A 22,935-nucleotide genomic window follows, 5' to 3' on the forward strand; every position below is an offset into this window, starting at 1 on the left:
GAATTAAAATGCTGAAAACCTCCTGCATACCGTTGTCCCGGACAGATAAATTTCAGGAGCCTTTATGAATCCAGTATTGTTACGCGTAACAAATCGCATTGCTGAACGCTCGCGCGAAAGCCGAACTGCCTACTTAAAACGCATCAATCAGGCGAAGAGTGAAACCGTACACCGCTCCTCGCTGGCGTGTGGAAACCTGGCCCACGGCTTTGCCGCCTGCCAGCCTGATGACAAAGCTTCGCTCAAAAGTATGCTGCGTAACAATATCGGCATCATCACCTCCTATAACGATATGCTTTCAGCACATCAACCTTACGAAACCTATCCCAATATCATCCGCAAAGCGCTGCACTCAGTTAACGCGGTCGGCCAGGTAGCAGGCGGTGTTCCGGCCATGTGTGACGGGGTTACGCAGGGTCAGGACGGGATGGAACTTTCACTGCTCAGCCGTGAAGTGATCGCCATGTCGGCGGCAGTTGGTCTGTCGCATAATATGTTTGACGGGGCGTTGTTCCTTGGCGTCTGCGACAAAATCGTCCCCGGCCTCGCGATGGCCGCGTTTTCGTTTGGTCATCTGCCCGCCGTGTTTATCCCGTCAGGTCCCATGGCCAGCGGTCTGGCAAATAAAGAAAAGGTACGCATTCGTCAGCTTTATGCAGAAGGCAAAGTCGATCGTATGGCGCTGCTGGAATCCGAAGCGGCCTCTTACCACGCGCCGGGTACGTGCACTTTCTACGGTACGGCCAATACCAACCAGATGGTCGTTGAATTCATGGGCATGCAACTGCCAGGTTCTTCCTTCGTGCATCCGGATGCACCACTGCGTGAAGCGCTAACTTCGGCTGCCGCACGCCAGGTGACACGCTTAACCGGCAACGGCAGCGAATGGATGCCGATAGGCAAAATGGTTGATGAAAAAGTGGTGGTAAACGGTATCGTTTCACTGCTGGCAACCGGTGGCTCCACCAACCACACGATGCATCTGGTGGCGATGGCGCGCGCTGCGGGCATCATTATTAACTGGGATGACTTCTCTGAATTGTCGGACGTGGTGCCGCTGCTGGCGCGACTCTATCCGAACGGTCCGGCGGATATTAACCACTTCCAGGCGGCGGGTGGCGTACCTGTGTTAATGCGGGAACTGCTTAAGGGCGGTTTGCTGCATGAGGATGTCAACACGGTGGCCGGTTTTGGCCTCTCCCGTTACACCATGGAACCGTGGCTCAATAACGGTGAACTGGACTGGCGCGAAGGGGCGGCAGCGTCGCTGGATGCGGACGTTATCGCCACAATTGAGAAACCCTTCTCTCGTCATGGCGGTACCAAAGTGCTGAGTGGCAACCTTGGCCGCGCGGTGATGAAAACCTCTGCCGTACCGGTTGAATATCAGGTCATTGAAGCGCCGGCGGTGGTATTTGAGAGTCAGCATGATGTGTTACCGGCCTTTGATGCGGGGCTATTGAACAAAGACTGCGTCGTGGTGGTGCGTCACCAGGGGCCAAAAGCGAACGGCATGCCAGAATTACATAAACTTATGCCGCCACTTGGTGTATTATTGGACCGCTGTTTCAAAATTGCGTTGGTTACAGATGGACGACTCTCCGGCGCATCAGGTAAAGTGCCGTCAGCGATTCATGTGACACCCGAAGCGTATGACGGTGGATTGCTGGCGAAAGTACGTGATGGCGACATCATCCGTGTAAACGGACAGACCGGCGAATTGACGTTGCTGGTCGATGATAACGAGCTTGCTGCACGTCAGCCGCATATTCCTGACCTGAGCGCTGCGCGCGTTGGCACGGGACGCGAGCTGTTTGGCGCACTGCGAGAAAAACTTTCCGGTGCCGAGCAGGGCGCGACCTGCATTACTTTTTAAAACGACAAGATTTTTAGTTCAGGCGAGAGAATAATTCTGATGAAAAATTGGAAAACGAGTGCAGAAGCAATCCTGAAAACTGGCCCGGTAGTGCCGGTTATCGTTGTCAACAAACTGGAGCACGCTGTCCCAATGGCGAAAGCTCTGGTTGCAGGCGGCGTGCGCGTTCTTGAAGTGACACTGCGTACTGCCTGTGCCATCGATGCGATTCGCGCGATTGCAAAAGAAGTGCCGGACGCCATCATCGGTGCTGGTACCGTCCTTAACCCGCAGCAACTGAAAGAAGTGACAGAAGCGGGTGCGCAGTTCGCGATTAGCCCGGGTCTGACTGAGCCGTTGCTGAAAGCCGCCACCGAAGGCACCATCCCGTTGATTCCGGGCATCAGCACAGTTTCAGAACTGATGCTGGGCATGGACTACGGTCTGAAAGAGTTCAAATTCTTCCCGGCGGAAGCAAACGGCGGCACCAAAGCGCTGCAGGCCATTGCAGGTCCGTTCTCTCAGGTGCGTTTCTGCCCGACTGGCGGTATCTCTCCGGCGAACTACCGCGACTACCTGGCGCTGAAAAGCGTGCTGTGTATCGGTGGCTCCTGGTTGGTTCCGGCCGACGCGCTGGAAGCAGGCGATTATGATCGCATTACGAAACTGGCTCGCGAAGCGGTAGAAGGCGCGAAGTAATCTGTTTCAGTGGGCGGCGTATTATTGACTGCTCATAAAATTGAAAAGCCCGGTAAGCGTTACTGCGACCGGGCTTTTTTATATTCTTTTTTCACCAGTGTAAAAGCGTCTCTTCAATAAGATATTTAATTATCAAAATTGCAGCTTTAAACTCCGCTTCTGTGCATCGTCAGCCGTTTTACGGGTTTTACGTGATCAAAGACGTTTGCATTTTATCAGGAGCAAAGGAATGTTTCGGAATATTTTTTGTATCAGCATATTGATGATGCTGTCGACCAACGTATCTGCAAGTATTGTCATGGATATTACGCGAGTGATTTATAACGCAGGGATGCGTGAAGTCACCATCCCCATTACCAACCGCAGTAATAAACCGGTCCTGGTACAAAGCTGGCTTGATACGGGTAATAAGGCCAGCTCTCCCGCATCTAATGACACGCCCTTCATCATCATTCCTCCTATTACTCGTGTCGATGCTGAAAGTCACCAGACTTTGCGCCTTCATGTGGTTAACAGCTCGGCGCTACCGCGCGATCGTGAATCTCTTTTCTGGCTCAACGTGCTGGATGTACCCATGAAACTCCCGGCAGGTGAGGGGGTAAACCGCCTGCAGGTGGCGTTACACACGCGGGTGAAATTGTTCTATCGCCCGGAGGGATTGCGCGGCAACCCGGAAACGGCGGTGCAGGCGTTGAGCTGGCACAGCTCGAAGCAGGGTGTGACGGTTAGCAACTCCGGCGCCCGGTATGTGTCGCTGGTGTCAGTGGCAACCAAAAGCGGAAACTGGCCGGTTGATATGGTTGCGCCCGGTGAATCGCGTAATTTTCCATTGCCGGTGAAGAGCGGTACGCCAGCACAGGTGACATGGATAGATGATAATGGCATGACGAAGATATATGACGTCGTTATTAAATAATTGAAGGAGTATATAATGATCAGGGAACGTCTGCTTTCAATAATAGTTATATTAAGCGCGCTGTTATTTTCATTCTCTGCGCAGGCATGGTGTACATTAGTCTCTTATTCACCGGGCGATCAGCCAGCCGGCAAGGTTATCACCAGCAATATAAAATTAAGCTCAACACTGCGGATGCCGAAAGATATTGCAGTGGGGACCGAGCTTTACAGAGTCCACGCGCGGAATGACACCTATATCTATTACAGAGCCAATTGTAATAATAATTCTACAGACGCTAATTATTATGTGATGGGACGATTTGTCGGCGGCATCACGCCTGCGCTGTCATCATGGCAGGGGAGTAGTCTGGGAACAGTCTATCAGACCGGTATTGCGGGTATTGGTATGGTAGTTCTGAACAATAGTCGGGCAATGGGAGATAAAAGATATAGTTTTGGGACTTGCTATACCAAGTCCGACTATTCCTGCAATACCTATACATCAAACGGTAATCTCAGATTTATACTCATCAAAACGGGCGACATCACGGACAGTTTTATTGACCTGTCCACCTTGCCTAAAGTGGAAGCCGTGGTGGGAGGGAATAATTCACCTGGCAGCGACGTTCCGGTTTTCCGCCCCAGCCTAACCGGCAGGCTTACCTTTACCCAAGCGACATGCACACTTGCAGAAGCCAGTAAAACGGTGGATCTCGGCAAATATAAAGCGTCAGAATTTACTGCTGCGAATACGGCAACCCCGTGGGTGAAAGCATCTATTGATCTGCTCAACTGCAATTACGGTGGGGCACAGTCTTACGGTCATTTCATAGAGAATAACAGTAGCAGTGGCAGTAAAACAATCAGGGGCCCCATCACAGCTAACGCCATCTGGAGCCTGAGCCTTACCCCCGCCACCAGCGTCATTGATGACGCAAACGGGATTATGGCAATCAGCAGTGACTCAAACAGTGCCACGGGTATAGGGATTCAGCTTTCGAGTTCAAACACGACGCTGCAGCCAATGACGTTCTCGCAGCCGACAACCGGAACCCTGGTATCAGGCACCGATGCCACCATGACCATTCCACTGTATGCCCGCTATATCAAAACCGGAGCAGCCGTGACGCCAGGCCGGGCCGATGGGAAACTGACCTATCTGATCGAATATAAATGAACACCATAGCCCCGGTAAGCGAAGCAATACCGGGGACTGCCGTCGGGTTTAACCCGTAACTTTCACCGCTGCTGCCGCGGCTTTTGCGCGTTCAACCGCTTCTTCAACGCTATCAGCCGTTGCCAGCGCAACGCCTAAACGACGCGTGCCGTCGATTTCGGGCTTGCCAAACAGACGGACCTGCAGGCCGGCACCAACGGCATTTTGCACGTTATTAAACGTGACGTTCTGGCTTTTCAGTTCCGGTAAGATCACCGCCGATGCCGATGGCCCGTACTGGCGGATTTGCCCAATGGGCAGACCAAGGAAGGCGCGAACATGCAGGGCGAATTCTGAAACATCCTGAGAAATCAGCGTGACCATGCCTGTATCGTGCGGGCGTGGAGAGACTTCGCTAAAGACCACCTCATCGCCGCAGACGAACAATTCGACACCAAACAGCCCATAGCCCCCGAGCGCCAGCACTACTTTACTGGCGATCTCTTTTGCACGTTCCAGCGCAAGGTCGGTCATTGATTGTGGCTGCCAGGATTCACGATAGTCGCCATCTTCCTGACGATGACCGACTGGCGCACAGAAATGCACGCCATCTGAGGCGCTAATGGTCAACAGGGTGATTTCAAAATCAAAATTCACCACACCTTCAACGATAACGCGACCGGCACCCGCGCGCCCGCCTTGTTGCGCATATGCCCAGGCTTTCGCCAGTTGCCCGGCGCTGCGAATGAAACTCTGGCCCTTACCGGAAGAACTCATGACGGGTTTGACGATACAGGGCAGGCCGATCTCATCAACGGCCTGACGGAACGCCTCTTCACTGTCGGCAAAGCGGTAGCTTGATGTAGGAAGGGCAAGTTCTTCGGCTGCCAGACGACGGATACCTTCACGGTTCATGGTCAATTTGGTTGCCCGTGCACAGGGCACGACATGCTGCCCCTGAGCTTCCAGCTCCAGCAGTGTGTCGGTGGCAATCGCTTCGATTTCCGGCACGATAAAATGCGGTTTTTCCTGCGCGACCAGCGCTTTTAACGCCTCACCATCAAGCATATTAATAACATGCGAGCGGTGGGCCACATGCATTGCGGGCGCGTCGGCATAACGATCTACGGCAATGACTTCAATGCCCAGACGCTGGCATTCAATCGCCACTTCTTTGCCTAATTCCCCTGAACCCAATAACATTACGCGAGTCGCCGCCGGACGCAGCGCAGTACCTAATAGAGTCATAGCAAGTCGACCTTCTTAAAAAAATCTGGCGGCAGTATATACGAAAACGTTTGCGTCTGTCTTTTACGACTTGCGCTCTGATAAATGACGCAGTAATATACTGTATATAAATACAGTTAAAAGGGGCTGCATCATGGCGGTTGAAGTCAAGTATGTTGTGATTCGTGAAGGTGAGGAAAAAATGTCTTTTGCCAGCAAAAAGGAAGCTGACGCTTACGATAAAATGCTCGACCTGGCCGAGGTACTTGAAGGCTGGCTGGGCGAAGCGCCAGTGACGCTTGAAGAAGGCCAGCGCGATCAAATGGCGCTCTGGCTGGCTGAACAAAAAGATGTGCTCAGCCATATCCTCAAGTCCGGTAAGTTACCGGGTGCGGATACCCAGGAGAGTGCACCAGCAGTGGCTCAGGATGACGCAGAAATTGAGTCATCAGACGCGGTTGATATTAAGTCAAAAGCGAAACGTTCTGCCGCCTGATCCCGGCTTGCACTGCCAGTAATTTGTACCATGCTTTGATTGGGCTCTATGCACAGGAGAAAAGCATGAAAATAGCAGGAGTGTTGCTGGGTACAATATTACTGGCGGGCAGCGTAGTCGCGTCGGCTGCTACTGCCAAATCGGTGAAATTTCCCTCTTGCGAAGGCATGAACGCCGAGGGGATTGCTGCGAGCGTCAAACGCGATTATTTGCAAAACCGCATCGTACGCTGGGCTGATGACCAAAAAAAACTTGGACAGGCGGATCCCGTTGCCTGGGTTACTCCGAAAGACATACGGGGTAAGAACGATCAATGGGATGTTCCCTTGACGGTTCGCGGCAAGAGTACTGACATTCACTATCTCGTCAAAGTCGATTGTAAAGCAGGAAAAGCGGAGTATCAGCCTCGTTAAGGCTGCGACCTTTTCTCATCTTTTGCTGTTTTAGACATTTCCTGACACCCCCTCGCTTAGGCTTCTCGTTTACAAAACGATTAAGTGAGGGGAATCATGGCAAACTGGTTAAACCAATTACAGTCTCTTCTTGGCCAACAAGGCCAGTCATCGTCATCCTCCGGCGGGCAGGATCTCGGCAAATTACTCGTGCCCGGTGCCTTAGGCGGGCTTGCTGGTTTGCTGGTCGCCAGCAAATCCTCTCGCAAATTACTGACCAAATACGGTACCAGTGCGCTGCTTGTTGGTGGTGGGGCCGTGGCGGGCAGCGTGCTGTGGAATAAATACAAAGACAAAGTGCGTGCTGCCCATCAGGGGGAAGCGCAGTTTGGTCAACAGAGTTCGTCTATTGATGCGCGCACGGAACGCCTTATTCTGGCCCTGGTGTTTGCCGCGAAGAGCGACGGACATATTGATGACAGAGAACGTGCCGCTATCGAACAACAACTGAACGAGGTCGGTATTGAAGAACAGGGGAGAGCGCTGATTGCGAAAGCGATCGAACTACCATTGGATCCGCACCGTCTTGCATCCGGCATCAAAAATGAGGAAGAGGCGCTGGAAGTGTACTTCCTGAGCTGTGCTGCGATAGATATCGACCACTTTATGGAGCGCAGCTATCTGGCCGCTTTAGGTGATGCGCTTAAGATCCCGCAGGAGGTTCGGGACGGTATCGAAGAAGACCTTCGACAACAAAAAAAGGGGCTCATCGACTAACGCTACTTTCTCGTTTCGCTTGCATCACGCGCGGCTTTTGCCAACCTTATAGTGTGTTAAACAAATAAGAACAGAGCTATGCCGCCGAAAGCTAAACAAATCCCCCACGCCATGACAGTTCATGGCGATACACGTCTGGACAACTATTACTGGCTGCGCGACGACACCCGTTCGCAGCCAGATGTACTCGAGTACCTGCAAGCTGAAAATGAGTACGGCCGCTGCATTATGGCTTCCCAGCAGGCGCTACAGGATAGTCTGCTGGAAGAGATCATTTCGCGTATTCCGCAGCGCGAGGTTTCAGCGCCCTATGTTAAGAATGGCTATCGCTATCGCCACATCTTTGAGCCGGGGTGTGAGTATCCCATATACCAACGCCAGTCTGCGCTGTCTGCTGAATGGGATGAGTGGCAAGTGCTGCTGGACGCGAATCAGCGCGCTTCGCATAGCGAATTTTATACCCTCGGTGGGATTGCCATCTCGCCGGATAATACGCTTATGGCCATTTCCGAGGATTACCTGTCGCGCCGCCAGTACGGAGTACGCTTTCGTAATCTGGAAACCGGCAACTGGTATCCGGAGATGCTCGACAATGTCTCACCGGGGTGTGTCTGGGTTAACGATTCAGAGACCCTTTATTATGTGCGTAAGCATGCCACGACCCTGTTGCCTTACCAGGTCTGGCGTCACACCGTCGGAACGCCCTCAACGCAAGATGAACTGATTTACGAAGAGGCGGACGACACTTTTTACGTCAGCCTGAGCAAAACCAGCTCCCAACACTACATCATTATTCATCTTGCGAGTGCGACGACCAGTGAGGTATTGCTGCTGGATGCTGAATTGCCGGATGCACAGCCGCTCTGTTTTTTACCGCGTCGTAAGGATCACGATTACAGCCTCGATCATTTTCAGCACTCGTTCTATTTGCGTTCAAACCGCGATGGCAAAAATTTCGGCTTGTATCGCACCAAAGTGCGCGATGAAAGACGCTGGGAGGTACTGATTCCTGCCAGGGATAATGTCATGCTGGAGGGGTTTACCCTGTTTACCGACTGGCTGGTGGTTGAGGAAAGACAGCGTGGTCTCACCAGTCTGCGGCAGATCAACCGCAAGACGCGAGAAGTCACCGGAATCGCGTTTGACGATCCGGCATATGTTACCTGGCTTGCTTATAATCCGGAGCCGGAGACCTCGCGGCTGCGCTATGGCTATTCCTCCATGACGACGCCCGATACCTTGTTTGAACTCGACATGGATACCGGCGAGCGCCGGGTGATCAAACAGACGGAAGTGGCCGGGTTTGATGCCAGTGACTATCGTAGCGAGCATTTGTGGATCCGCGCGCGGGATGGCGTGGAAGTGCCGGTATCGCTGGTCTACAACCACAAACACTTCCGCAAAGGAGAAAATCCGTTATTGGTCTATGGCTACGGATCCTACGGCGCCAGCATGGATGCCGATTTCAGCAGTAGCCGGTTAAGTTTGCTCGATCGTGGTTTTGTCTATGCCATTGCCCACATTCGTGGCGGCGGGGAACTGGGGCAGCAGTGGTATGAGGACGGTAAATTCCTGAACAAAAGAAATACTTTCAACGATTTTATCGATGTCACGGATGGGCTGTTAGCACTGGAGTACGGCTCTCCGCTTTTCTGCTACGCCATGGGCGGCAGTGCAGGGGGGTTGTTGATGGGGGCCGTCATCAATGAGCGTCCGTCACTGTTTCACGGCGTCATCGCTCAGGTACCGTTTGTGGATACGCTCACTACGATGCTGGATGAATCCATCCCTCTGACCACCGGTGAGTTTGAAGAGTGGGGGAATCCGCAGGATGAAACCTACTATCACTACATCAAACGCTATAGTCCGTACGATAATGTCGGCGCCCATGACTATCCCCATATGCTGGTTACCACGGGGCTGCATGACTCTCAGGTGCAATACTGGGAACCTGCCAAATGGGTCGCGAAACTGCGAGAATTTAAAACGGACAATAATCTGCTGCTGCTTTGTACCGATATGGATTCCGGTCACGGCGGCAAATCAGGCCGTTTCAAATCCTACGAGGGCGTGGCGCTGGAGTTCGCTTTCCTGGTCGCGCTGGCGCAAGGCACGCTCCCGGGCAAAAAAGCGGATTAATTATCGTCGAGATAATGCTTTAACGTCAGCCGTAGTTCCGGACTCATTCGGTCCAGATTGTTGAACAACCAGCGCAGGTAACCAGGGTCGCGCTCTGCGACTTCGGCAACGGCTTTACCCCGATATTTACCGAAGGTGAAGGTTGTCAGCAGAGCGGGTCTGCCGGTAACCGTTGCCATTTGGTCCGGGGTCCAGCCTGATGTGTTGATAATGTCAATCAGCAAGGCCGCGGTGATATAGCAATCATAAAGCGCACGGTGATGATGCAATCCGGCAGGTGTCTGCACGCTAAGTTTGCGTGATTTATACAAAGCCATATTGCTGTATTTAATGCCGGGCCAGAGTCGACGCGCCAGCTTCATGGTACAAATCCATTCACCGGGCATTTCGGGTAAGACGCGCCTGTCGAAGCTCGCATTATGGGCGACATACCAGTGACTGCCGTAGTAGTGGGGAATAATCTCTTCAATCCACGGTTGATTCGCCACCATGGATTCGGTTATCCGATGGATAGCCATCGCCTGCGGACTGATAGGGCGATCCGGGCGCACGAGATGGCTCATTGGATTAATAATCTGCCCGTTCACCACATCCACGGACGCAATCTCGACAATCCCACCCTGCAAATCGCAGGTTTCGGTATCGATGACGCGCAGTACGGTTTCGGCGGTCATTTGCTTTTCGGCTCGTAAGGCAGACGAGACAGATTGACGGACGCCAGGCGGTGAGCAATAAGCCGTTCACGAAACCAGTTGCGCAGGTGTTCTGGCTGTTCGCGTTCCACCACCTCAGCGACAACTGGCATGTTATAGCGCTCTTTAAAAGCTACACCGGCCGCCGCCAAATCGACGTTGACTTTGTCCATCTCTTCCTGTGAAAGACGGGCCAGATTGGTATTCATGCGTTTCTCCTGGGTTTATGCCGCAAAAGTTACTAAGCCTGTTGCAGAAAGACAAGTCTGCCGATGATGATACTCGACGAGACCATTATACAGAGTTATTCTCGTCGCTTTAAACATAACAAAAAGGAATGCCAGACATGTTATTCACCGCATCCCACCTGACACGCGCGTTGGTTTTTGCTGCGGCTCTCGCCACTACGCCTGCCGTTTTCGCACATGCTCATCTGAAAAACCAGTACCCGGCAGCAAATGCCGAGGTAACGGCCGCCCCGCAGGCATTAACCCTCAATTTCTCAGAGGGCATTGAACCCAAATTTAGCGGTGTCACCCTGACGGGGGCGCAGCAACAGAGCATCAAGACAGGTGCGGTCAAACGTAACGAACAGGACAAAACCCAAATGATCGTTCCGCTGGCGCAGGCGCTGCAACCGGGCAATTATACCGTTGACTGGCACGTCGTCTCGGTCGATGGCCACAAAACCCACGGTACCTATACTTTTTCAGTGAAATAAGATGCTAACGGCTGGCTATATTGGGTTGCGCGGCATCCATTTTGCCGCCGTGATGCTGCTTTTCGGCTGCGCGCTCTTTATTAGTCGGCTGGCGCCTCGCCATCTGCAACCTGTTATGGTAACGCGTTTTACACTATTAACGCGTATCTGCCTTGGCATGAGCATGTTGAGTGCTGTCTTCATGTTTGCCCTACAGGGCGGGATCATGGGTGATGGCTGGACAGATGTTTTCAGTCCGCAAATCTGGCTGCTGCTTACCGGCACACAGTTTGGCAGTATCTGGCTATGGCAGATTATCATTGCCGTTATGACGATGCTTGTCGGTTACCTGCAACCACAACAGCAGGGACGGTTGATGTTGCTGGCGGGCGCGCAACTGATCCTGATGGCGGGCGTTGGTCATGCCGCCATGCACGATGGCATGGCGGGCATATTACAACGTACAAACCACGCTTTTCATTTGCTGTGTGCCGCGGCCTGGTTTGGCGGATTATTGCCAGTGATATTTTGTATGCGATTGAGCCAGGCCCGCAGGCGAGATCATGCCGTTATGGCGATGATGCGTTTTTCACGCTATGGCCATGTCGCTGTCGCAGGTGTGCTTGCCACAGGTATTATCAATACCCTGTTGATTCAGGGCAGCATGTGGTCCACACAGACAAACTATGGTCGCATGCTCTTGATCAAATGTGCGCTGGTGGCGCTAATGGTGGCAATAGCGTTAGCGAACAGGTATGTTCTGGTGCCACGCTTAGGCCTGAAAAACTCGCAGGCACGACATTTCCTGATTTGGATGACATGGACCGAAGTTGTCCTGGGCGCGCTAGTGCTGGCGGCGGTCAGCCTGTTCGCAACCTGGGAACCCTTCTGATTAACCGGGCGAAAATGATGAAAAAAACCATTCTGACGATGCTTTTACTGGCATGTTCCGCTGGCGCCTTTGCCGCGCCGTCGGTGATTACCGTAAGCCGCTTTGAAGTGGGTAAGGACAAATGGGCATTTAATCGCGAAGAGGTGATGCTCACCTGCCGACCTGACCATGCGCTTTATGCCATCAATCCCAGCACACTGGTGCAATACCCACTGAATGAAGAGGCGCAAAAGCAGGTGGCAAGCGGTAAAACAACTGCGCAGCCTGTCAGCGTTATCCAAATTGACGACCCGGCCAGACCCGGTGAAAAGATGAGTCTTGAGCCCTTTATTGCCCGAGCGGAAAAGCTCTGTTAATAAACGAAAGTATCTGACTGATTTTCCATAAAAAACCGCAAGCCTGATTCCTCAGAACTTGCGGTTTTAACATTTTTAAGCGTGACGATAACCGAATTTTTCAGACCGGATTTGCCGCAAACTGGAAAACCTGGCGTCGTCATCTATTCTTAAAGTGCATGGCGACTTAGCCTGCATTAATGCCAACTTTTAGCGCACGGCTCTCTCCCAAGAGCCATTTCCCTGGACCGAATACAGGAATCGTATTCGGTCTTTTTTTGGAACCCTTTCCAGACAAGCACTTATGTGGCTTCGTCCGAAAATGTCCGAAAATCGTCCGAATTCCCATATTCGGCGACCTAACCCTTATACCAGAATAAATTCCTTTTTGCGCGGATCTAAATACTTTTTCGTAGTCGCTTCTGAGGAGTGCCCCAGCAGCCGTTGTGCGAATGCTTTGCCTTCTTTTTTGCCGTGAATTTCTGAATATTCAGCCTCATGCAGGCGCCCGGCCAGACTCCTGATTTCATGAAACGTAGGAGGGGATTCGCTGAAAGCGATCTGAGATAGTTTTCTTGCCTTCACGAAATATTTGGTTAACCCGTCCGGGTGAATCGACCCGGCCAGACTGTTTTTTCTGACACCAGCAGAAATCAAAAAATCCGTAGAATTACCTTTCCGGCAGCGCTCAATGACATCCCCCAGGACCAGACCGGCGCAACGCAATTCCAGATCCAGAGAGATGGCGATCATCATTCCCGTTTTTATGTGGACTACGTGAAGCCGATTATCTCTGATCTCTGAAAAACGCATTTCCACTATGTCTTCGCGGCGTTGGCCGGTGACCAGTGCAAGGTCCATTCCGTTGCGAAACCAGACGGGAAGAACTTCCGCTTCATGCCTTATCGAGATAAAGGTTTCTAGTTCCAGGCGTTCCCGCTTAACTTTGATTGTTGGCGTTCTTGTGGGCTCAACCGGATTGGCTACCACCCGGCCATTCACGATGGCCTCACGGAACACATCTGACAGGACCGAACGGTAAGTGGTAGCCATCGTCATTTTGTCCTCATCTGTCCATCGCTTAAGAAAGTCTGCAATATGCAGAGTAGAAACTTTTGCGAGGATCATTTCCCCCAGCGATTGGCGGATTACCTCAAGATGTCCTTTACGGGATTTGAGCGTGATCGCCGAAAGCTCTCTTTTGCCCAAAATTTCCCAGTATTCTTTAAGCCATTCAGCAACAGTGTATTCATGCTCGCCTTTCAACTGCTCGAGCAGCGTGACCGGGGTGTAATTTTGCTCAAGATAGTGATTAGCCTCGATAGCCTGGGCAACCGCTTCACGTTTGGAAATCTTACCGAGAGAGATTTCTTTGCCAGTGAGCGGGTTGCGCCAGGCGTACGTTTTGCGTGACTGGCGGTATGTCAGGTTTCTGGGGAGATTCTGATCATAATTTTCCCGCCTTTTTGTCATGTTGCAACTTCTCCAGTAATGACCCTTTTCTGGGGTGTCTTGTATCCATTCCGTTAACCGGGGCGACTGAACATAATTTGTTTGGGCGTATATAGATGGCGTTGGGGCAAACCTGGTAACTCGTCCCGTGTTTTTCCGGAGCAGGGTAGATGTTCCCCATCCGAGCCCACCGCCTTAATGTGTTCAGCGTTGGGGGTTTTACATACGTCTCTTTGGCCCATTCTTCGAGAGGCATAAGTTTTGACATAACGTCTCCTTAGCCCTGGCCAGAAGAGTAATCCCCCAGCCAGGTAAAAGGTGATTTTTGAAAATCAGTTCTGGGTCAGTTTTTGCCAGATAGCTGAAACGTATTTGACCTGGTGCCGGGCATCGGCCAGTGCGTTATGCATGTCGCCTTCAAAAGGGATCTGATAGCGCGGGTTGATACCGACAACTTTCCCCAACTCGACAATGGTGCGCACGTCACGGTCATTCCAGAACGGCACGGACAATTCAGCGCCAACCTGCTCATATGCGCGGCGCAAAATCACATTGTCGAATGAGCTGCCATTGCCCCAGAGCTGCACATACTTGATGCCGTTGGCTGAATTCGTGTGAATAAATTCGTCGAGGTTGTCGATGGCGTCCATCAGCGAAATAGCATCGCCACCGGTTATCGCTGCGCGCGCTTCTGCCGACTGTTTCATCCACCAGATTATTGTTGCGGCGTCGGGTTTTGCCCCAAACTCCATAGCAGACTCGAGGCTGACTATCTGATAGAACTCAGGACCTGTTTTGCCTGTTCTCGGGTCGAAAAACACCGCGCAGATGGCGATAATGGGGGCTTCCGGATTGTTCCCCATCGTTTCCAGGTCAACCATCACATGCGTCATCAGGGGGAATGATTCGTCATCGTTAATTTGATGTCCGGTATCAATATTATTATCTACGGCAGTTGTTTGTGGACCAGCTGCAGCACCGCTTTCAGTTGACACAGTTGTTGCTTCGCCCGACGGTACCGCATTACAAGTCTGGGTTTCATCACTGACAACTTCTTCCATCGGCACATTGTTGGCAGCCTCGTTCTGTTGTGTGGTTGTGCTGGTGGGGTGTTCACTCATCAGATTGTCGATCGAGAAAACGCCATTACCGAGATTGGCAACTTCCGTTGTTGTTTTTGAATCCGCGGCAGGTTTTCCTGCTGCCTCTGCTACCTGCTTGCCTACGACAACGAATTCGGTAGAGAGCTTATCCAGACTTTCTACCGGTTCTGTTCCCTGAATGACCCCGGCAACTACTGCTGCACTATTCAACTGGCGAGCGGCAACTAATGTTTCCTGCGTTGGGTTGGCATGATCGGTTTCGGTCAGGTAGGCATTTATGTAACCGCTCAGACGACCTGGGGATTTATAAAACTCGGGATGAGCGCTTCTGATGACTGCAAAAATTGCTGCCCGGGAATAATCTAAAATACCAGGCGTTTTGCGGAGTACATCTGACCACTCTTTCCAGGGGCTCTCTTTGCCGGAAATAATTTCTTTCGCCCTGCGATTGATCCCCCCAGGGATGTTGTAGATGTCGAAATCCATAGGCAGGGTTGCCGCGGCAATTTCTTCATCCAGCGTATCCAGCGTGTGGATGTAGTCTGGATTGCGGTCTGTTGGAATTCCACCGCCAGCAGTTGTTCCTGAATCAGTTCGCTGAATAGCGGCCACGCGTTTGCCAGCCTGCCACTCCTTAACCAGTAAGCCGCGGTCAATATGATGAGTTGCTGCCCATGCCTGCATGAACCGCAAAACCACGCCGAGTTCATGACGTGCCGAAGGGGCAAATACTTTTTTTACAGCGTCAGTGAGCTTCCAGATCTCTTGCCAGGAATATTTTTTTGCCTCCGCCACATTCTCGGCGGCCAGCATCAGGTTTTGAACATAATGGTTATCTACGTCAAGCATGAGATCGGAGATCATGATCCGCTGGTCAGCGGTGACGTGATGGGCAAACTCATCGCAAATGTAAGCGGCAAGGAACTGCTGGCGGAATCCCAATTGTGCCGCCGGATGCTCCATTGTATCGGTAACATCCTCATTCCGGGTTGCCGGTTCTTTGTTCGGGAATTTGCCGCTTTGCCAGTCTTCCACCAACTGATTGCGGGAATCCGGTTCAGTAGCGATCCAGTTCGTCACAAATTCGGCCAGCAGCGTCGGGGCGTGCTCGCCATTCTGAGGGAATACAGCTTTAACTGCCTGCACCAGTTTCCACTCGACGTGCAAGGACAGGTCGGAAAATTCAGCAACGTCACTGATGGCCTGCATCAGGTTCTGCACGTAGGAGTTGCTTTCATCCAGTGACAGCTCGGTGGCGGTAATCTGCTGCGCCTTCGTGATATGGGTCTGGTATTTATCATTCAGCAGGTGAATGGCAATGCGAACAGCCAGCCCGCGATTTTCCAGAGGAATATTTGCGTCATCAGAGGTGGTCGAGAGTTCTTCTTTCGCAACTGGTACTAATGAGGTCGTAACCTCGCTGGTGGTTATTTCCGGTTCCGGCGCTGGCCGGGAAATCAGCTTCCACGAACGTCCATCTTCGTTGAGTTCGTAGCGGTCGCACCAGGTATTGTCCAGCTTGCCTTCTTCCGGCAGGTCATCAACAACAGGCCAGTCTGTCCGAACCGGCTGCAAATAAGGCGCGCCGCGCCCGGTTTCGATTTCTGCATCTTCAAGAATATTGGCAATTTCGCGTTCAGCGCGGGAATCGGATTTTGCAGATAGCCAGCAAAAAAGGTGTTTAGCGTCAGTCGCTTTGGCTTTCGCTTTAATCAAAAACGCGTATGTCTGCATTGCGTTCGGGCTCCTAAAGGTTGTAAGATTCCCGGCAGCTAATGGTTAGCCGCCTGCGGTTGGTCATTGGTCAAAACTCGTTCCGGAAAGCTTTGGTCGGCTAACCGGGCACTAACCCGCTTCGGCGGGTTTTGTGCTTTATGGGGAACTGATCTTTGCGTCGGACAGTTGCGAGACGAGAACACTGTCGAGCGCAACCAGTACCGAGTCGAAAATGCTGCTATGCGGAATTATGGTTACAGCGCGGATCACTTCGGCGACGCTGGTTTCTGACTCAGGCTTGCAGAGGTGGTAACCGCCTCCCGGTCCTTTTTGACCGCGCACGATTTTGGCCTTTCCCAGCTTTGATACGATCTGTTCAACGTACGATTGGGAAAGCTTCAGTTCGCTGCTGATGGTCACAACAGTGACAGGTGCGCCGGTATAAAGCTTTTTCATTACAGCGACGACGCGCACTGAGGCAATGATACGTTTCATTCCAAATTCCATAACTTATCCCTTATCCGGCTCCCGGCCGTAACCGGGGTTATCGTCGATAGCATCTTGCAAAATTTGCTTCGCTTCTGCTGGTGGTAGCGTCAATGCCAGCCTGATGGCGGTGCCGAAGGTCTCGGCGACGAGTTCGAATTTGCTGGCCAGGCGGTTCGCTGCATCTGTCTGTTCCGATACCGCTTCCATTTCAAACTCATGCTCCTGATAAACCTCAGTGAGAACTTCATCCTCAACTTCCTGCCAAAGAGCTTCCTTCACTTCCAGCACCGGTAGTTTGCCGATGAGCTGCTCAGCGGGTGCGGTGCTGAAACGCAGCGCTAATTCGTTTGCTGACATATCTCCTCCTAAAAAGGCCCGCCGCGAGGCGGGCAAAGAAGATTTATCCAATTTAACCAGAACAGGTCATCGCCTCCTGTTTGGTTATGATGGCGGTATTGCCATCACGATGCCCCGTGCACTGGGCATCAGGCTGGCTACAGCCGTAAGTCATTGGTCAAAACTCGTTTAAAAATGAACTGCAGGCTGTTGGTCGGCAGCCAGAATACTTACCGGGTAGCATTCGCCTTTAACGCTTTGCTCCGCTGCGGCGGCATTACAGTCATCTTCGGTTTGATACACACCCAGCGGGGTATCAGAACACTCGCCAGTCAGCGCACAAACGGTGATGACTAAATAAAAAAACGTGCTCACGCCTTAATCTCCGGGTTGCCTTTCTGCGCCAGGAAATAGCAGAACTTACGTGTTAAGGCGGTGAACCAGTTAAGGCGGACAGCTTGTTGCCCTGTTGCCACACGTGCGAAATCTGTCATAGAAAAATCCTCACGATGATGTCTGTTTTGCTTTGCCGTTTGCGCCCGGCTGGCGGAACGTTGGTCTGCTGCGCGTTAAAACTGAAATCGTAAAATCAACGTCGCCATCTCATCCGGTGTTTCGTATGCCGCCGGCAGCTACTTCGTGGGCGTCCTGCCTGAATGGGTGTGCTGATAACGGTTTTAATTAAATCACTGGTTTATTTTTGTGTCAATTAATGGATTACAAAAAATGTAAACCATGGGTTTATGTTTGCATTTTGGTTTATTGGAGGTTGAAAAAAAGCAGAAAAAAAACCGGCTATTAGCCGGTTTTTTAAGGAAGGGGAGGGACGTTAATTATCAGGTTTGAAGCGACCTTTAAGATACTTTTCTACGTAATCATCAATTTCTTTTAAACGCACTTCAAAGAGATCCACCATCTTTCGGCGCTCGGACTCGGGTAGCTGTCGGAAAAGTTTAAGCATCTGCCTTTCTTCCGGTTCAAGTCCAGAGTGTTCATCAACATCTTCACCAAGCAGCCATGCAACAGAAACTCCAGCCGCTGTTGCTATTTGCACTGCTGATTTCTTACTAATGACACCTTTTTTAAACCAGCCGTTTACCGCCTGCGGTGTGACGCCAGCAATTCTTGCCATGTCTGCCTTTGAAATCCCGCGAGATGTGATTTCTTCGAGTCGACTCTTCAGGCTGCTTTCAGGTGTGTTTTCTCTGTTCATATCCACATTGTAAACAAATGGTTTACTGTCACAATAAGTCCAGAATTTGCTTGTTGTATAAATCTATGGTTTACTTTTAATTCAAACAGGAGGTCCTATGACTGCTTTAGAAACTGCAATCCGAGCCGCAGGCTCTGCCAGAAAGTTAGGTGATGCAATTGGTGTAACGAGCATGGCCATTAGTCGTTGGAAAAATAACTACTCGGGAGTTGTCCCCGCTGCGCGGGTTATTCAAATCTTCCGAGTAACTGGCGTTACACCGCATGAATTGCGCCCAGACATTTATCCAAACCCTACCGATGGCCTACCCCAAGAGGAGAATTAGTCATGCATGCCTCATTGGTTACTGATGATACGAAGCGGTTAACTGCTTTGCTGAAATCTAAAAATCAGATTGAACCTCGCCGCCGCGACAACATGAAACGCATGGCGATCAATACCGCCGTCAGCGAATGGGAAAAAACGTTGCCGGGTCAGGCTCAGGAACAAATAGCGAGGCTGGTGGCGGAAGAATGGAAACGCACTGGCGGCAAGGGGATCACAGTCAACAAGCTGAACTTATTCCGCTACCTGCGCAACGAAAACGGATCCGAAAAATACAACCGCTATGTCATGCAACTGGCCCCGGCGATTTCAGCAGTGATGCCAATCGAGATAGCACGCACTTACGGTCTCCGTTCCGGCAAGACCGAAGCAGAGCTGGTGGCGAGCGCCATCAAGGAATGCGCAGAAGCACACCAGGCAAAGCTGTTGGGCGCACCACTGCAGCGCCTGGAAAAGGAAATTTGGGAAGCGGCCACGTCGCTATACGCGATGCTCCCGAAGGAGGTATCAGAGCCAGCGCTGGCGCTGCTCAGCACTCTGGCGCCGCAGTGTTTTTAAACGAGCTTTGACCAATGACCATAACGTCCGGGCAACCGGGCATCAGGAGTAACCATGGCCGCGCTGCCTTACATGCAACTTTACATTGCTGATTACCTGGCGGACACCATGCATCTGTCCACGGAGGAGCATGGAGCGTATTTGCTTCTCATGTTCAATTACTGGCAAACGGGGAGGGCTATACCCAAAAACCGTCTCGCTAAGATCGCTCGCGTTTCAGATTCGCGCTGGGCTGAGCTTCAAACTGCCCTGAAAGAGTTCTTTGAAGACGACGGAGAAAACTGGGTTCATTTGCGCATTGAGCGTGACATCGAAACGGTCACGTCATCTTCAAAAAGCAGACCGGCTATTGAGGGGGGAACCTCCTACAAGGGTCATCTGTACTTCATCACTGGCCCTGATCTGGATGTTGTGAAAATCGGGTATTCAAAAAATCCATGGTCACGACTTAGTGAGCTACGTAGTAGCTACGGTAGCTCACTAACCGTAGTAGCTACGATTCGCGTCGTAGCCAAGCCGAAAATTTCCGTAGCTACGGTGCTTTCCGAGTTCAAATCGGAAGGTGACTGGTTTGTTAAAACTAAATGCATTGAATTGTTAATTTCTGGCGTCAAATCTGGAGAAATCACTACTGTAGAAGCTATTTCTCAGTTCGTAGCCAACTACGTTAGCAACTACGACAGCTACGGTAGCCAAGCTACTGTAGTAGCTACGGGAACTACAAATACAGATCCAGATAAAGATACAGATCTAAAAGAAAACCCAGAGAGAGATATACGCGCGCAAGACAATTTTTTCCCACCCATAGGTAAATTCCCGATCACCGAGGACTGGGCGCCAGGCGTTGATTTTGTCGGCCAGGCGGCGCTCTGGGGTATTAATCTCGGTGAAGAGCCGGGTTACACCGACGTTGAATTGCAGCAATTCCGCGACTACTGGAAATGCGAAGGGAAGGTTAAGCACCACATTCAGTGGGAACAGACTTTCGCAACCAGCCTGAAAACATCACGAGCCAAAACTGCAGCCCCGGCGCAAGTCTCGCGTCGTCAGCCTGCCTTTGGCGTTTCGACACCCGACACAGTGATCCCGCCGGGATTCAGGGGGTAACCATGAAATCGACGAGTGACATTCTTGGTCGTCTGCAGCGACTGATCCCGGCAGGTGTTCAGCCGAAATTTACCAGCGCTGCCGAGTTAATGGCCTGGCAACAGGAGGAGGGACGTAAACGAGCTGCGGAACTGGAAAAAGAAAACCAGCGCGCTCGTTCTGAGAAAATTTTTGGCCGGTCTGGTATCTGCGATTTGCACCGGAATTGTACCTTCGCAAATTACCAGGTGAGTAACGATGGACAAAAACACGCGCTGACGCTGGCAAAAAGTTATGCCCATAACTTCGGCAGCGGTTTTGCCAGCTTCGTTTTCAGTGGTGGCTGCGGTACCGGGAAAAATCATCTGGCTGCCGCCATCGGTAACTACCTGCTGCAGCATAACCACACAGTGCTGGTTGTGACTGTTCCTGACCTGATGCTGCGAGCCCGCAAATGCTATGACGAAGGGCAGTCCGAATCAGTATTGCTCGATGACCTGTGCAGGGTTGACCTGTTGGTGCTGGATGAGGTCGGCGTGCAGCGCGACACCCGAAATGAATGGGTATTGCTGAATCAAATTATCGATCGCCGCCTGGCGGCAATGAAACCTGTGGGGGTACTGACCAACCTGAATTTTGACGAGTTATCAAAAATCCTGGGTGAACGGGCTATGGACCGTCTGACCATGGATAACGGCATCTGGGTGAATTTTACCTGGGGGAGTTACCGCAAAAATGTAACCCATTTGCGGATTGTTAAATAACCAAAACGAGTATTGACCAATGACCAAACAAAAACGAATTACCCAGGCTGACCGACTGGTTGTGTATGTCAGCCATCACCCGGGCATTACCACCCCGGAAGTGTGCGACGCGTTTAACTCTGACTCCGGTTCGACGGGACAGCAACTTGCTGCGTTAGTACAGCGCGGTGTCATGACCCGCAGCCACAACGGTACCCACTGGGAGTATACCGTTGTGCCCGGCAGCGATATCCCCGATATCGAGTTACCGGAACTCGGTCAAAAAGCCGATCCGGAAGTTCTCCGCATGGCGCTTGAAGAAGCAGCCCTGATTGAATCACGGGGGCACTGGCTGCGCGCTGCTACGAAATACAGCGAGATTATGCGACTGGCAAAAAGCAGTCAGGAGATTCAGGACATTTCCCGATTGCGTAACCGCTGCATTCGCAATGCCCGTGCGAGGAGGGCAGAAGCATGCTGAAACCTGAGCAACGCGCCATCGTTGAATTTCTGTTACGGGAAAAATCCATTTCTACCCGGCAGGTTCGCAGTCTGCTGGGCTGCGATATCAAAGAGGCCTACGATCGCCTGAAACGTCTGACGCTGGCAGGCATCGTGAAAAACGTTGGTAAACCTCATCACCCTGAATACCGGCTTACACATCGGTGGCGCTCGCGAGTGGCACCCGTTGCCTGTCCACCAGCGCCGCAAACTGTAGCGCAGATTTGCCGCGAAAAATGGCAGGGCTACCAGATTCACAGAATTTTCGGGAGTGCACAAAAATGACCATCGTTGCAAACAAACATGTAGCCCGCGTGGGGCACGAATTTGCAGCCGCAATGACGGCTGACACACCGATTATCGAGATCGCCAAAATGGTGTCTCGTCTGGCTAGCGCCCTCGATAAACAAAGCGAACTGACCGAGCAGTTGGCGATGGAGAACACCATTCTTCTTACTCCCGAAAACTGGTTAAAACATAGCGAGGAAGGTGCAGCAGCGTCCGCAATTGCAGAAGGTAATGGAGCTTCGGAGGACGAGGCGTTGTTGGCTGGAATGAAGTCAATCATAGCTTGCATGCAATCCCTCGCCACATCCGCAGCAATCGCAGCCCTGCGAGAAGAAGCACGAGCTGATGCATTCAGCTATGCAGCAGATTCGGTGCGCCACGAAATAATCTGCCTCAAAGAGCGCTCACCGACGTTGAAAGAAATGGCGTGCCTGGCAAATGAGTTCGACTCGATGGCCCGCCAGCTTCGCGAGAGCAAAGGAGCGCAGGGATGAGCAAATCACTTAAAGCACGGTGCATTCGCCGCTGGGAAGTTCGAGTCCGCAATTGGTGCGATTCTAAATGGAGTTTTTACTGGAGAAAACGACACAAAAAGTATTTCCGCGAAACAGCGCTGACAACCGCTGATTGCATGATCGAGCGCGTTGCAGACGAAATGGCATGGAAAGATTGGGCGGGGGATGACGGGCGGGGCTGGACGCCAGAGTTTTCGAACTGGTACGACGAACGTCGGGAGCAGTACCAGGAAGCGGCATGTGCCCAACTGGACAAAGAAGCAACCACGAATCAAATCGACGAAGAGATTGAGGACGAACTTGATGCCTGGAATGACTGAGCTAACCCAATGGGGTCATTTTGCGAAGGGAGGT

Annotated in this window: 30 protein-coding genes; 19 read left to right on the top strand and 11 right to left on the bottom strand. The window is 51.8% G+C overall.

The features are described 5' to 3' along the window. Positions 1 to 64 precede the first annotated feature (64 nt). From edd to ABIB59_RS06515, 4 genes are all read left to right on the top strand, one after another. Positions 65 to 1,876, top strand: a complete 1,812-nt coding sequence (gene edd / locus ABIB59_RS06500; RefSeq protein WP_039078733.1) for a phosphogluconate dehydratase — start codon at positions 65 to 67, stop codon at positions 1,874 to 1,876. Between the two features lie 39 nt (positions 1,877 to 1,915). Then, on the top strand, positions 1,916 to 2,554 hold the full coding sequence (gene kdgA / locus ABIB59_RS06505) for a bifunctional 4-hydroxy-2-oxoglutarate aldolase/2-dehydro-3-deoxy-phosphogluconate aldolase (protein ID WP_039078734.1): 639 nt from the start codon (positions 1,916 to 1,918) through the stop codon (positions 2,552 to 2,554). 229 nt (positions 2,555 to 2,783) lie between these two features. After that, the gene (locus ABIB59_RS06510) at positions 2,784 to 3,470 is read left to right on the top strand and encodes a fimbrial biogenesis chaperone (protein WP_052249235.1); all 687 of its coding nucleotides are present in this window, start codon (positions 2,784 to 2,786) and stop codon (positions 3,468 to 3,470) included. 15 nt (positions 3,471 to 3,485) lie between these two features. After that, positions 3,486 to 4,628 carry a fimbrial protein gene (locus ABIB59_RS06515; RefSeq protein WP_079496725.1) on the top strand — a complete coding sequence of 381 codons (1,143 nt, stop codon included), beginning with the start codon at positions 3,486 to 3,488 and terminating at the stop codon, positions 4,626 to 4,628. A 48-nt stretch (positions 4,629 to 4,676) separates the two neighbouring features. Here the strand turns inward: ABIB59_RS06515 and purT are convergent, their stop codons facing one another. After that, positions 4,677 to 5,855 (bottom strand): formate-dependent phosphoribosylglycinamide formyltransferase, encoded by a 1,179-nt coding sequence (gene purT / locus ABIB59_RS06520; protein ID WP_354034546.1) that lies wholly within the window; start codon positions 5,853 to 5,855, stop codon positions 4,677 to 4,679. A 133-nt stretch (positions 5,856 to 5,988) separates the two neighbouring features. Between purT and ABIB59_RS06525 the strand changes: the two genes are divergently transcribed. The 4 genes from ABIB59_RS06525 to ptrB all read left to right on the top strand — a co-directional run bounded on the left by ABIB59_RS06525 (position 5,989) and on the right by ptrB (position 9,638). Next, entirely contained in the window at positions 5,989 to 6,330 is a 342-nt protein-coding gene (locus tag ABIB59_RS06525) for a YebG family protein (protein WP_039078738.1), read from the top strand. Between the two features lie 65 nt (positions 6,331 to 6,395). Next, positions 6,396 to 6,743 (top strand): protein YebF, encoded by a 348-nt coding sequence (yebF, locus tag ABIB59_RS06530; RefSeq protein ID WP_079496724.1) that lies wholly within the window; start codon positions 6,396 to 6,398, stop codon positions 6,741 to 6,743. Between the two features lie 96 nt (positions 6,744 to 6,839). After that, positions 6,840 to 7,499 (top strand): tellurite resistance TerB family protein, encoded by a 660-nt coding sequence (locus ABIB59_RS06535; RefSeq protein ID WP_079496723.1) that lies wholly within the window; start codon positions 6,840 to 6,842, stop codon positions 7,497 to 7,499. A 78-nt stretch (positions 7,500 to 7,577) separates the two neighbouring features. Beyond that, on the top strand, positions 7,578 to 9,638 hold the full coding sequence (ptrB, locus tag ABIB59_RS06540) for an oligopeptidase B (RefSeq protein WP_107222992.1): 2,061 nt from the start codon (positions 7,578 to 7,580) through the stop codon (positions 9,636 to 9,638). On the opposite strand, the gene exoX is transcribed toward ptrB, so the two are convergent. Together exoX and ABIB59_RS06550 are read right to left on the bottom strand one after the other, a co-directional pair. After that, positions 9,635 to 10,312: an exodeoxyribonuclease X gene (gene exoX, locus ABIB59_RS06545; protein ID WP_296439058.1), complete on the bottom strand. Its 678-nt coding sequence runs from the start codon at positions 10,310 to 10,312 to the stop codon at positions 9,635 to 9,637. The two genes, ptrB and exoX, sit on opposite strands and share 4 nt — an antisense overlap. Next, positions 10,309 to 10,539, bottom strand: a complete 231-nt coding sequence (locus tag ABIB59_RS06550; protein ID WP_039078743.1) for a DNA polymerase III subunit theta — start codon at positions 10,537 to 10,539, stop codon at positions 10,309 to 10,311. The genes exoX and ABIB59_RS06550 overlap by 4 nt, the downstream gene beginning before the upstream one ends. A gap of 137 nt (positions 10,540 to 10,676) precedes the next feature. Between ABIB59_RS06550 and yobA the strand changes: the two genes are divergently transcribed. Genes yobA through ABIB59_RS06565 form a run of 3 tightly spaced genes read left to right on the top strand, consistent with a single transcriptional unit; the run spans position 10,677 to position 12,278 of the window. Continuing rightward, on the top strand, positions 10,677 to 11,051 hold the full coding sequence (gene yobA, locus ABIB59_RS06555) for a CopC domain-containing protein YobA (protein ID WP_108701598.1): 375 nt from the start codon (positions 10,677 to 10,679) through the stop codon (positions 11,049 to 11,051). 1 nt (position 11,052) lies between these two features. After that, positions 11,053 to 11,922: a copper homeostasis membrane protein CopD gene (gene copD / locus ABIB59_RS06560; RefSeq protein WP_079496722.1), complete on the top strand. Its 870-nt coding sequence runs from the start codon at positions 11,053 to 11,055 to the stop codon at positions 11,920 to 11,922. Between the two features lie 14 nt (positions 11,923 to 11,936). Next, positions 11,937 to 12,278, top strand: a complete 342-nt coding sequence (locus tag ABIB59_RS06565) for a YebY family protein (RefSeq protein ID WP_107222991.1) — start codon at positions 11,937 to 11,939, stop codon at positions 12,276 to 12,278. A 345-nt stretch (positions 12,279 to 12,623) separates the two neighbouring features. Here the strand turns inward: ABIB59_RS06565 and ABIB59_RS06570 are convergent, their stop codons facing one another. From ABIB59_RS06570 to ABIB59_RS06605, 8 genes are all read right to left on the bottom strand, one after another. After that, on the bottom strand, positions 12,624 to 13,730 hold the full coding sequence (locus ABIB59_RS06570) for a tyrosine-type recombinase/integrase (protein WP_354034550.1): 1,107 nt from the start codon (positions 13,728 to 13,730) through the stop codon (positions 12,624 to 12,626). Beyond that, entirely contained in the window at positions 13,705 to 13,977 is a 273-nt protein-coding gene (locus ABIB59_RS06575; RefSeq protein ID WP_107222989.1) for an excisionase, read from the bottom strand. The genes ABIB59_RS06570 and ABIB59_RS06575 overlap by 26 nt, the downstream gene beginning before the upstream one ends. A gap of 64 nt (positions 13,978 to 14,041) precedes the next feature. After that, complete coding sequence (locus ABIB59_RS06580) at positions 14,042 to 16,546, bottom strand: 3'-5' exonuclease (protein WP_354034552.1); 2,505 nt, start codon at positions 16,544 to 16,546, stop codon at positions 14,042 to 14,044. Between the two features lie 138 nt (positions 16,547 to 16,684). Beyond that, a complete protein-coding gene (locus ABIB59_RS06585) occupies positions 16,685 to 17,023 on the bottom strand; it encodes an RrF2 family transcriptional regulator (RefSeq protein ID WP_354034554.1) in 339 nt (112 codons plus the stop codon). Between the two features lie 15 nt (positions 17,024 to 17,038). Beyond that, on the bottom strand, positions 17,039 to 17,374 hold the full coding sequence (locus ABIB59_RS06590) for a hypothetical protein (protein ID WP_237151414.1): 336 nt from the start codon (positions 17,372 to 17,374) through the stop codon (positions 17,039 to 17,041). A gap of 168 nt (positions 17,375 to 17,542) precedes the next feature. Next, positions 17,543 to 17,728: a DUF1482 family protein gene (locus ABIB59_RS06595; RefSeq protein ID WP_249569368.1), complete on the bottom strand. Its 186-nt coding sequence runs from the start codon at positions 17,726 to 17,728 to the stop codon at positions 17,543 to 17,545. Continuing rightward, the gene (locus ABIB59_RS06600; protein WP_283775916.1) at positions 17,725 to 17,847 is read right to left on the bottom strand and encodes a hypothetical protein; all 123 of its coding nucleotides are present in this window, start codon (positions 17,845 to 17,847) and stop codon (positions 17,725 to 17,727) included. Before ABIB59_RS06600 ends, ABIB59_RS06595 begins: the two co-directional genes overlap by 4 nt. 335 nt (positions 17,848 to 18,182) lie before the next feature. Beyond that, positions 18,183 to 18,566: a helix-turn-helix domain-containing protein gene (locus ABIB59_RS06605; RefSeq protein ID WP_132438922.1), complete on the bottom strand. Its 384-nt coding sequence runs from the start codon at positions 18,564 to 18,566 to the stop codon at positions 18,183 to 18,185. A 97-nt stretch (positions 18,567 to 18,663) separates the two neighbouring features. On the opposite strand from ABIB59_RS06605, the gene ABIB59_RS06610 reads away from it, so the two are divergent. The 8 genes from ABIB59_RS06610 to ABIB59_RS06645 are packed head-to-tail and all read left to right on the top strand — an operon-like array spanning position 18,664 to position 22,901. Next, positions 18,664 to 18,891 carry a transcriptional regulator gene (locus ABIB59_RS06610; protein ID WP_132438921.1) on the top strand — a complete coding sequence of 76 codons (228 nt, stop codon included), beginning with the start codon at positions 18,664 to 18,666 and terminating at the stop codon, positions 18,889 to 18,891. A 2-nt stretch (positions 18,892 to 18,893) separates the two neighbouring features. Next, complete coding sequence (locus tag ABIB59_RS06615) at positions 18,894 to 19,448, top strand: toxin YdaT family protein (RefSeq protein ID WP_354034557.1); 555 nt, start codon at positions 18,894 to 18,896, stop codon at positions 19,446 to 19,448. 54 nt (positions 19,449 to 19,502) lie between these two features. Then, the gene (locus ABIB59_RS06620; RefSeq protein ID WP_354034559.1) at positions 19,503 to 20,555 is read left to right on the top strand and encodes a DUF1376 domain-containing protein; all 1,053 of its coding nucleotides are present in this window, start codon (positions 19,503 to 19,505) and stop codon (positions 20,553 to 20,555) included. Positions 20,556 to 20,557: 2 nt separating this feature from the next. Beyond that, positions 20,558 to 21,298: an ATP-binding protein gene (locus ABIB59_RS06625; RefSeq protein ID WP_107222984.1), complete on the top strand. Its 741-nt coding sequence runs from the start codon at positions 20,558 to 20,560 to the stop codon at positions 21,296 to 21,298. 19 nt (positions 21,299 to 21,317) lie between these two features. After that, positions 21,318 to 21,758 carry a hypothetical protein gene (locus ABIB59_RS06630; protein WP_354034561.1) on the top strand — a complete coding sequence of 147 codons (441 nt, stop codon included), beginning with the start codon at positions 21,318 to 21,320 and terminating at the stop codon, positions 21,756 to 21,758. Then, a complete protein-coding gene (locus ABIB59_RS06635; RefSeq protein ID WP_354034563.1) occupies positions 21,752 to 22,063 on the top strand; it encodes a hypothetical protein in 312 nt (103 codons plus the stop codon). The genes ABIB59_RS06630 and ABIB59_RS06635 overlap by 7 nt, the downstream gene beginning before the upstream one ends. Beyond that, on the top strand, positions 22,060 to 22,560 hold the full coding sequence (locus ABIB59_RS06640; protein ID WP_354034565.1) for a hypothetical protein: 501 nt from the start codon (positions 22,060 to 22,062) through the stop codon (positions 22,558 to 22,560). The genes ABIB59_RS06635 and ABIB59_RS06640 overlap by 4 nt, the downstream gene beginning before the upstream one ends. Beyond that, positions 22,557 to 22,901, top strand: coding sequence for a hypothetical protein (locus tag ABIB59_RS06645; protein ID WP_354034567.1), 345 nt, complete (start codon positions 22,557 to 22,559; stop codon positions 22,899 to 22,901). Before ABIB59_RS06640 ends, ABIB59_RS06645 begins: the two co-directional genes overlap by 4 nt. Positions 22,902 to 22,935: the final 34 nt, after the last annotated feature.

This window comes from Citrobacter sp. UYEF32, from assembly GCF_040546205.1.
GTDB lineage: Bacteria > Pseudomonadota > Gammaproteobacteria > Enterobacterales > Enterobacteriaceae > Phytobacter > Phytobacter diazotrophicus.

Coding starts and splice junctions, on each gene's coding strand:
- edd (WP_039078733.1), top strand. CDS start 65: ATGAATCCAGTATTGTTACGCGTAACAAATCGCATTGCTGAACGCTCG.
- kdgA (WP_039078734.1), top strand. CDS start 1,916: ATGAAAAATTGGAAAACGAGTGCAGAAGCAATCCTGAAAACTGGCCCG.
- ABIB59_RS06510 (WP_052249235.1), top strand. CDS start 2,784: ATGTTTCGGAATATTTTTTGTATCAGCATATTGATGATGCTGTCGACC.
- ABIB59_RS06515 (WP_079496725.1), top strand. CDS start 3,486: ATGATCAGGGAACGTCTGCTTTCAATAATAGTTATATTAAGCGCGCTG.
- purT (WP_354034546.1), bottom strand. CDS start 5,855: ATGACTCTATTAGGTACTGCGCTGCGTCCGGCGGCGACTCGCGTAATG.
- ABIB59_RS06525 (WP_039078738.1), top strand. CDS start 5,989: ATGGCGGTTGAAGTCAAGTATGTTGTGATTCGTGAAGGTGAGGAAAAA.
- yebF (WP_079496724.1), top strand. CDS start 6,396: ATGAAAATAGCAGGAGTGTTGCTGGGTACAATATTACTGGCGGGCAGC.
- ABIB59_RS06535 (WP_079496723.1), top strand. CDS start 6,840: ATGGCAAACTGGTTAAACCAATTACAGTCTCTTCTTGGCCAACAAGGC.
- ptrB (WP_107222992.1), top strand. CDS start 7,578: ATGCCGCCGAAAGCTAAACAAATCCCCCACGCCATGACAGTTCATGGC.
- exoX (WP_296439058.1), bottom strand. CDS start 10,312: ATGACCGCCGAAACCGTACTGCGCGTCATCGATACCGAAACCTGCGAT.
- ABIB59_RS06550 (WP_039078743.1), bottom strand. CDS start 10,539: ATGAATACCAATCTGGCCCGTCTTTCACAGGAAGAGATGGACAAAGTC.
- yobA (WP_108701598.1), top strand. CDS start 10,677: ATGTTATTCACCGCATCCCACCTGACACGCGCGTTGGTTTTTGCTGCG.
- copD (WP_079496722.1), top strand. CDS start 11,053: ATGCTAACGGCTGGCTATATTGGGTTGCGCGGCATCCATTTTGCCGCC.
- ABIB59_RS06565 (WP_107222991.1), top strand. CDS start 11,937: ATGATGAAAAAAACCATTCTGACGATGCTTTTACTGGCATGTTCCGCT.
- ABIB59_RS06570 (WP_354034550.1), bottom strand. CDS start 13,730: ATGACAAAAAGGCGGGAAAATTATGATCAGAATCTCCCCAGAAACCTG.
- ABIB59_RS06575 (WP_107222989.1), bottom strand. CDS start 13,977: ATGTCAAAACTTATGCCTCTCGAAGAATGGGCCAAAGAGACGTATGTA.
- ABIB59_RS06580 (WP_354034552.1), bottom strand. CDS start 16,546: ATGCAGACATACGCGTTTTTGATTAAAGCGAAAGCCAAAGCGACTGAC.
- ABIB59_RS06585 (WP_354034554.1), bottom strand. CDS start 17,023: ATGAAACGTATCATTGCCTCAGTGCGCGTCGTCGCTGTAATGAAAAAG.
- ABIB59_RS06590 (WP_237151414.1), bottom strand. CDS start 17,374: ATGTCAGCAAACGAATTAGCGCTGCGTTTCAGCACCGCACCCGCTGAG.
- ABIB59_RS06600 (WP_283775916.1), bottom strand. CDS start 17,847: ATGACAGATTTCGCACGTGTGGCAACAGGGCAACAAGCTGTCCGCCTT.
- ABIB59_RS06605 (WP_132438922.1), bottom strand. CDS start 18,566: ATGAACAGAGAAAACACACCTGAAAGCAGCCTGAAGAGTCGACTCGAA.
- ABIB59_RS06610 (WP_132438921.1), top strand. CDS start 18,664: ATGACTGCTTTAGAAACTGCAATCCGAGCCGCAGGCTCTGCCAGAAAG.
- ABIB59_RS06615 (WP_354034557.1), top strand. CDS start 18,894: ATGCATGCCTCATTGGTTACTGATGATACGAAGCGGTTAACTGCTTTG.
- ABIB59_RS06620 (WP_354034559.1), top strand. CDS start 19,503: ATGGCCGCGCTGCCTTACATGCAACTTTACATTGCTGATTACCTGGCG.
- ABIB59_RS06625 (WP_107222984.1), top strand. CDS start 20,558: ATGAAATCGACGAGTGACATTCTTGGTCGTCTGCAGCGACTGATCCCG.
- ABIB59_RS06630 (WP_354034561.1), top strand. CDS start 21,318: ATGACCAAACAAAAACGAATTACCCAGGCTGACCGACTGGTTGTGTAT.
- ABIB59_RS06635 (WP_354034563.1), top strand. CDS start 21,752: ATGCTGAAACCTGAGCAACGCGCCATCGTTGAATTTCTGTTACGGGAA.
- ABIB59_RS06640 (WP_354034565.1), top strand. CDS start 22,060: ATGACCATCGTTGCAAACAAACATGTAGCCCGCGTGGGGCACGAATTT.
- ABIB59_RS06645 (WP_354034567.1), top strand. CDS start 22,557: ATGAGCAAATCACTTAAAGCACGGTGCATTCGCCGCTGGGAAGTTCGA.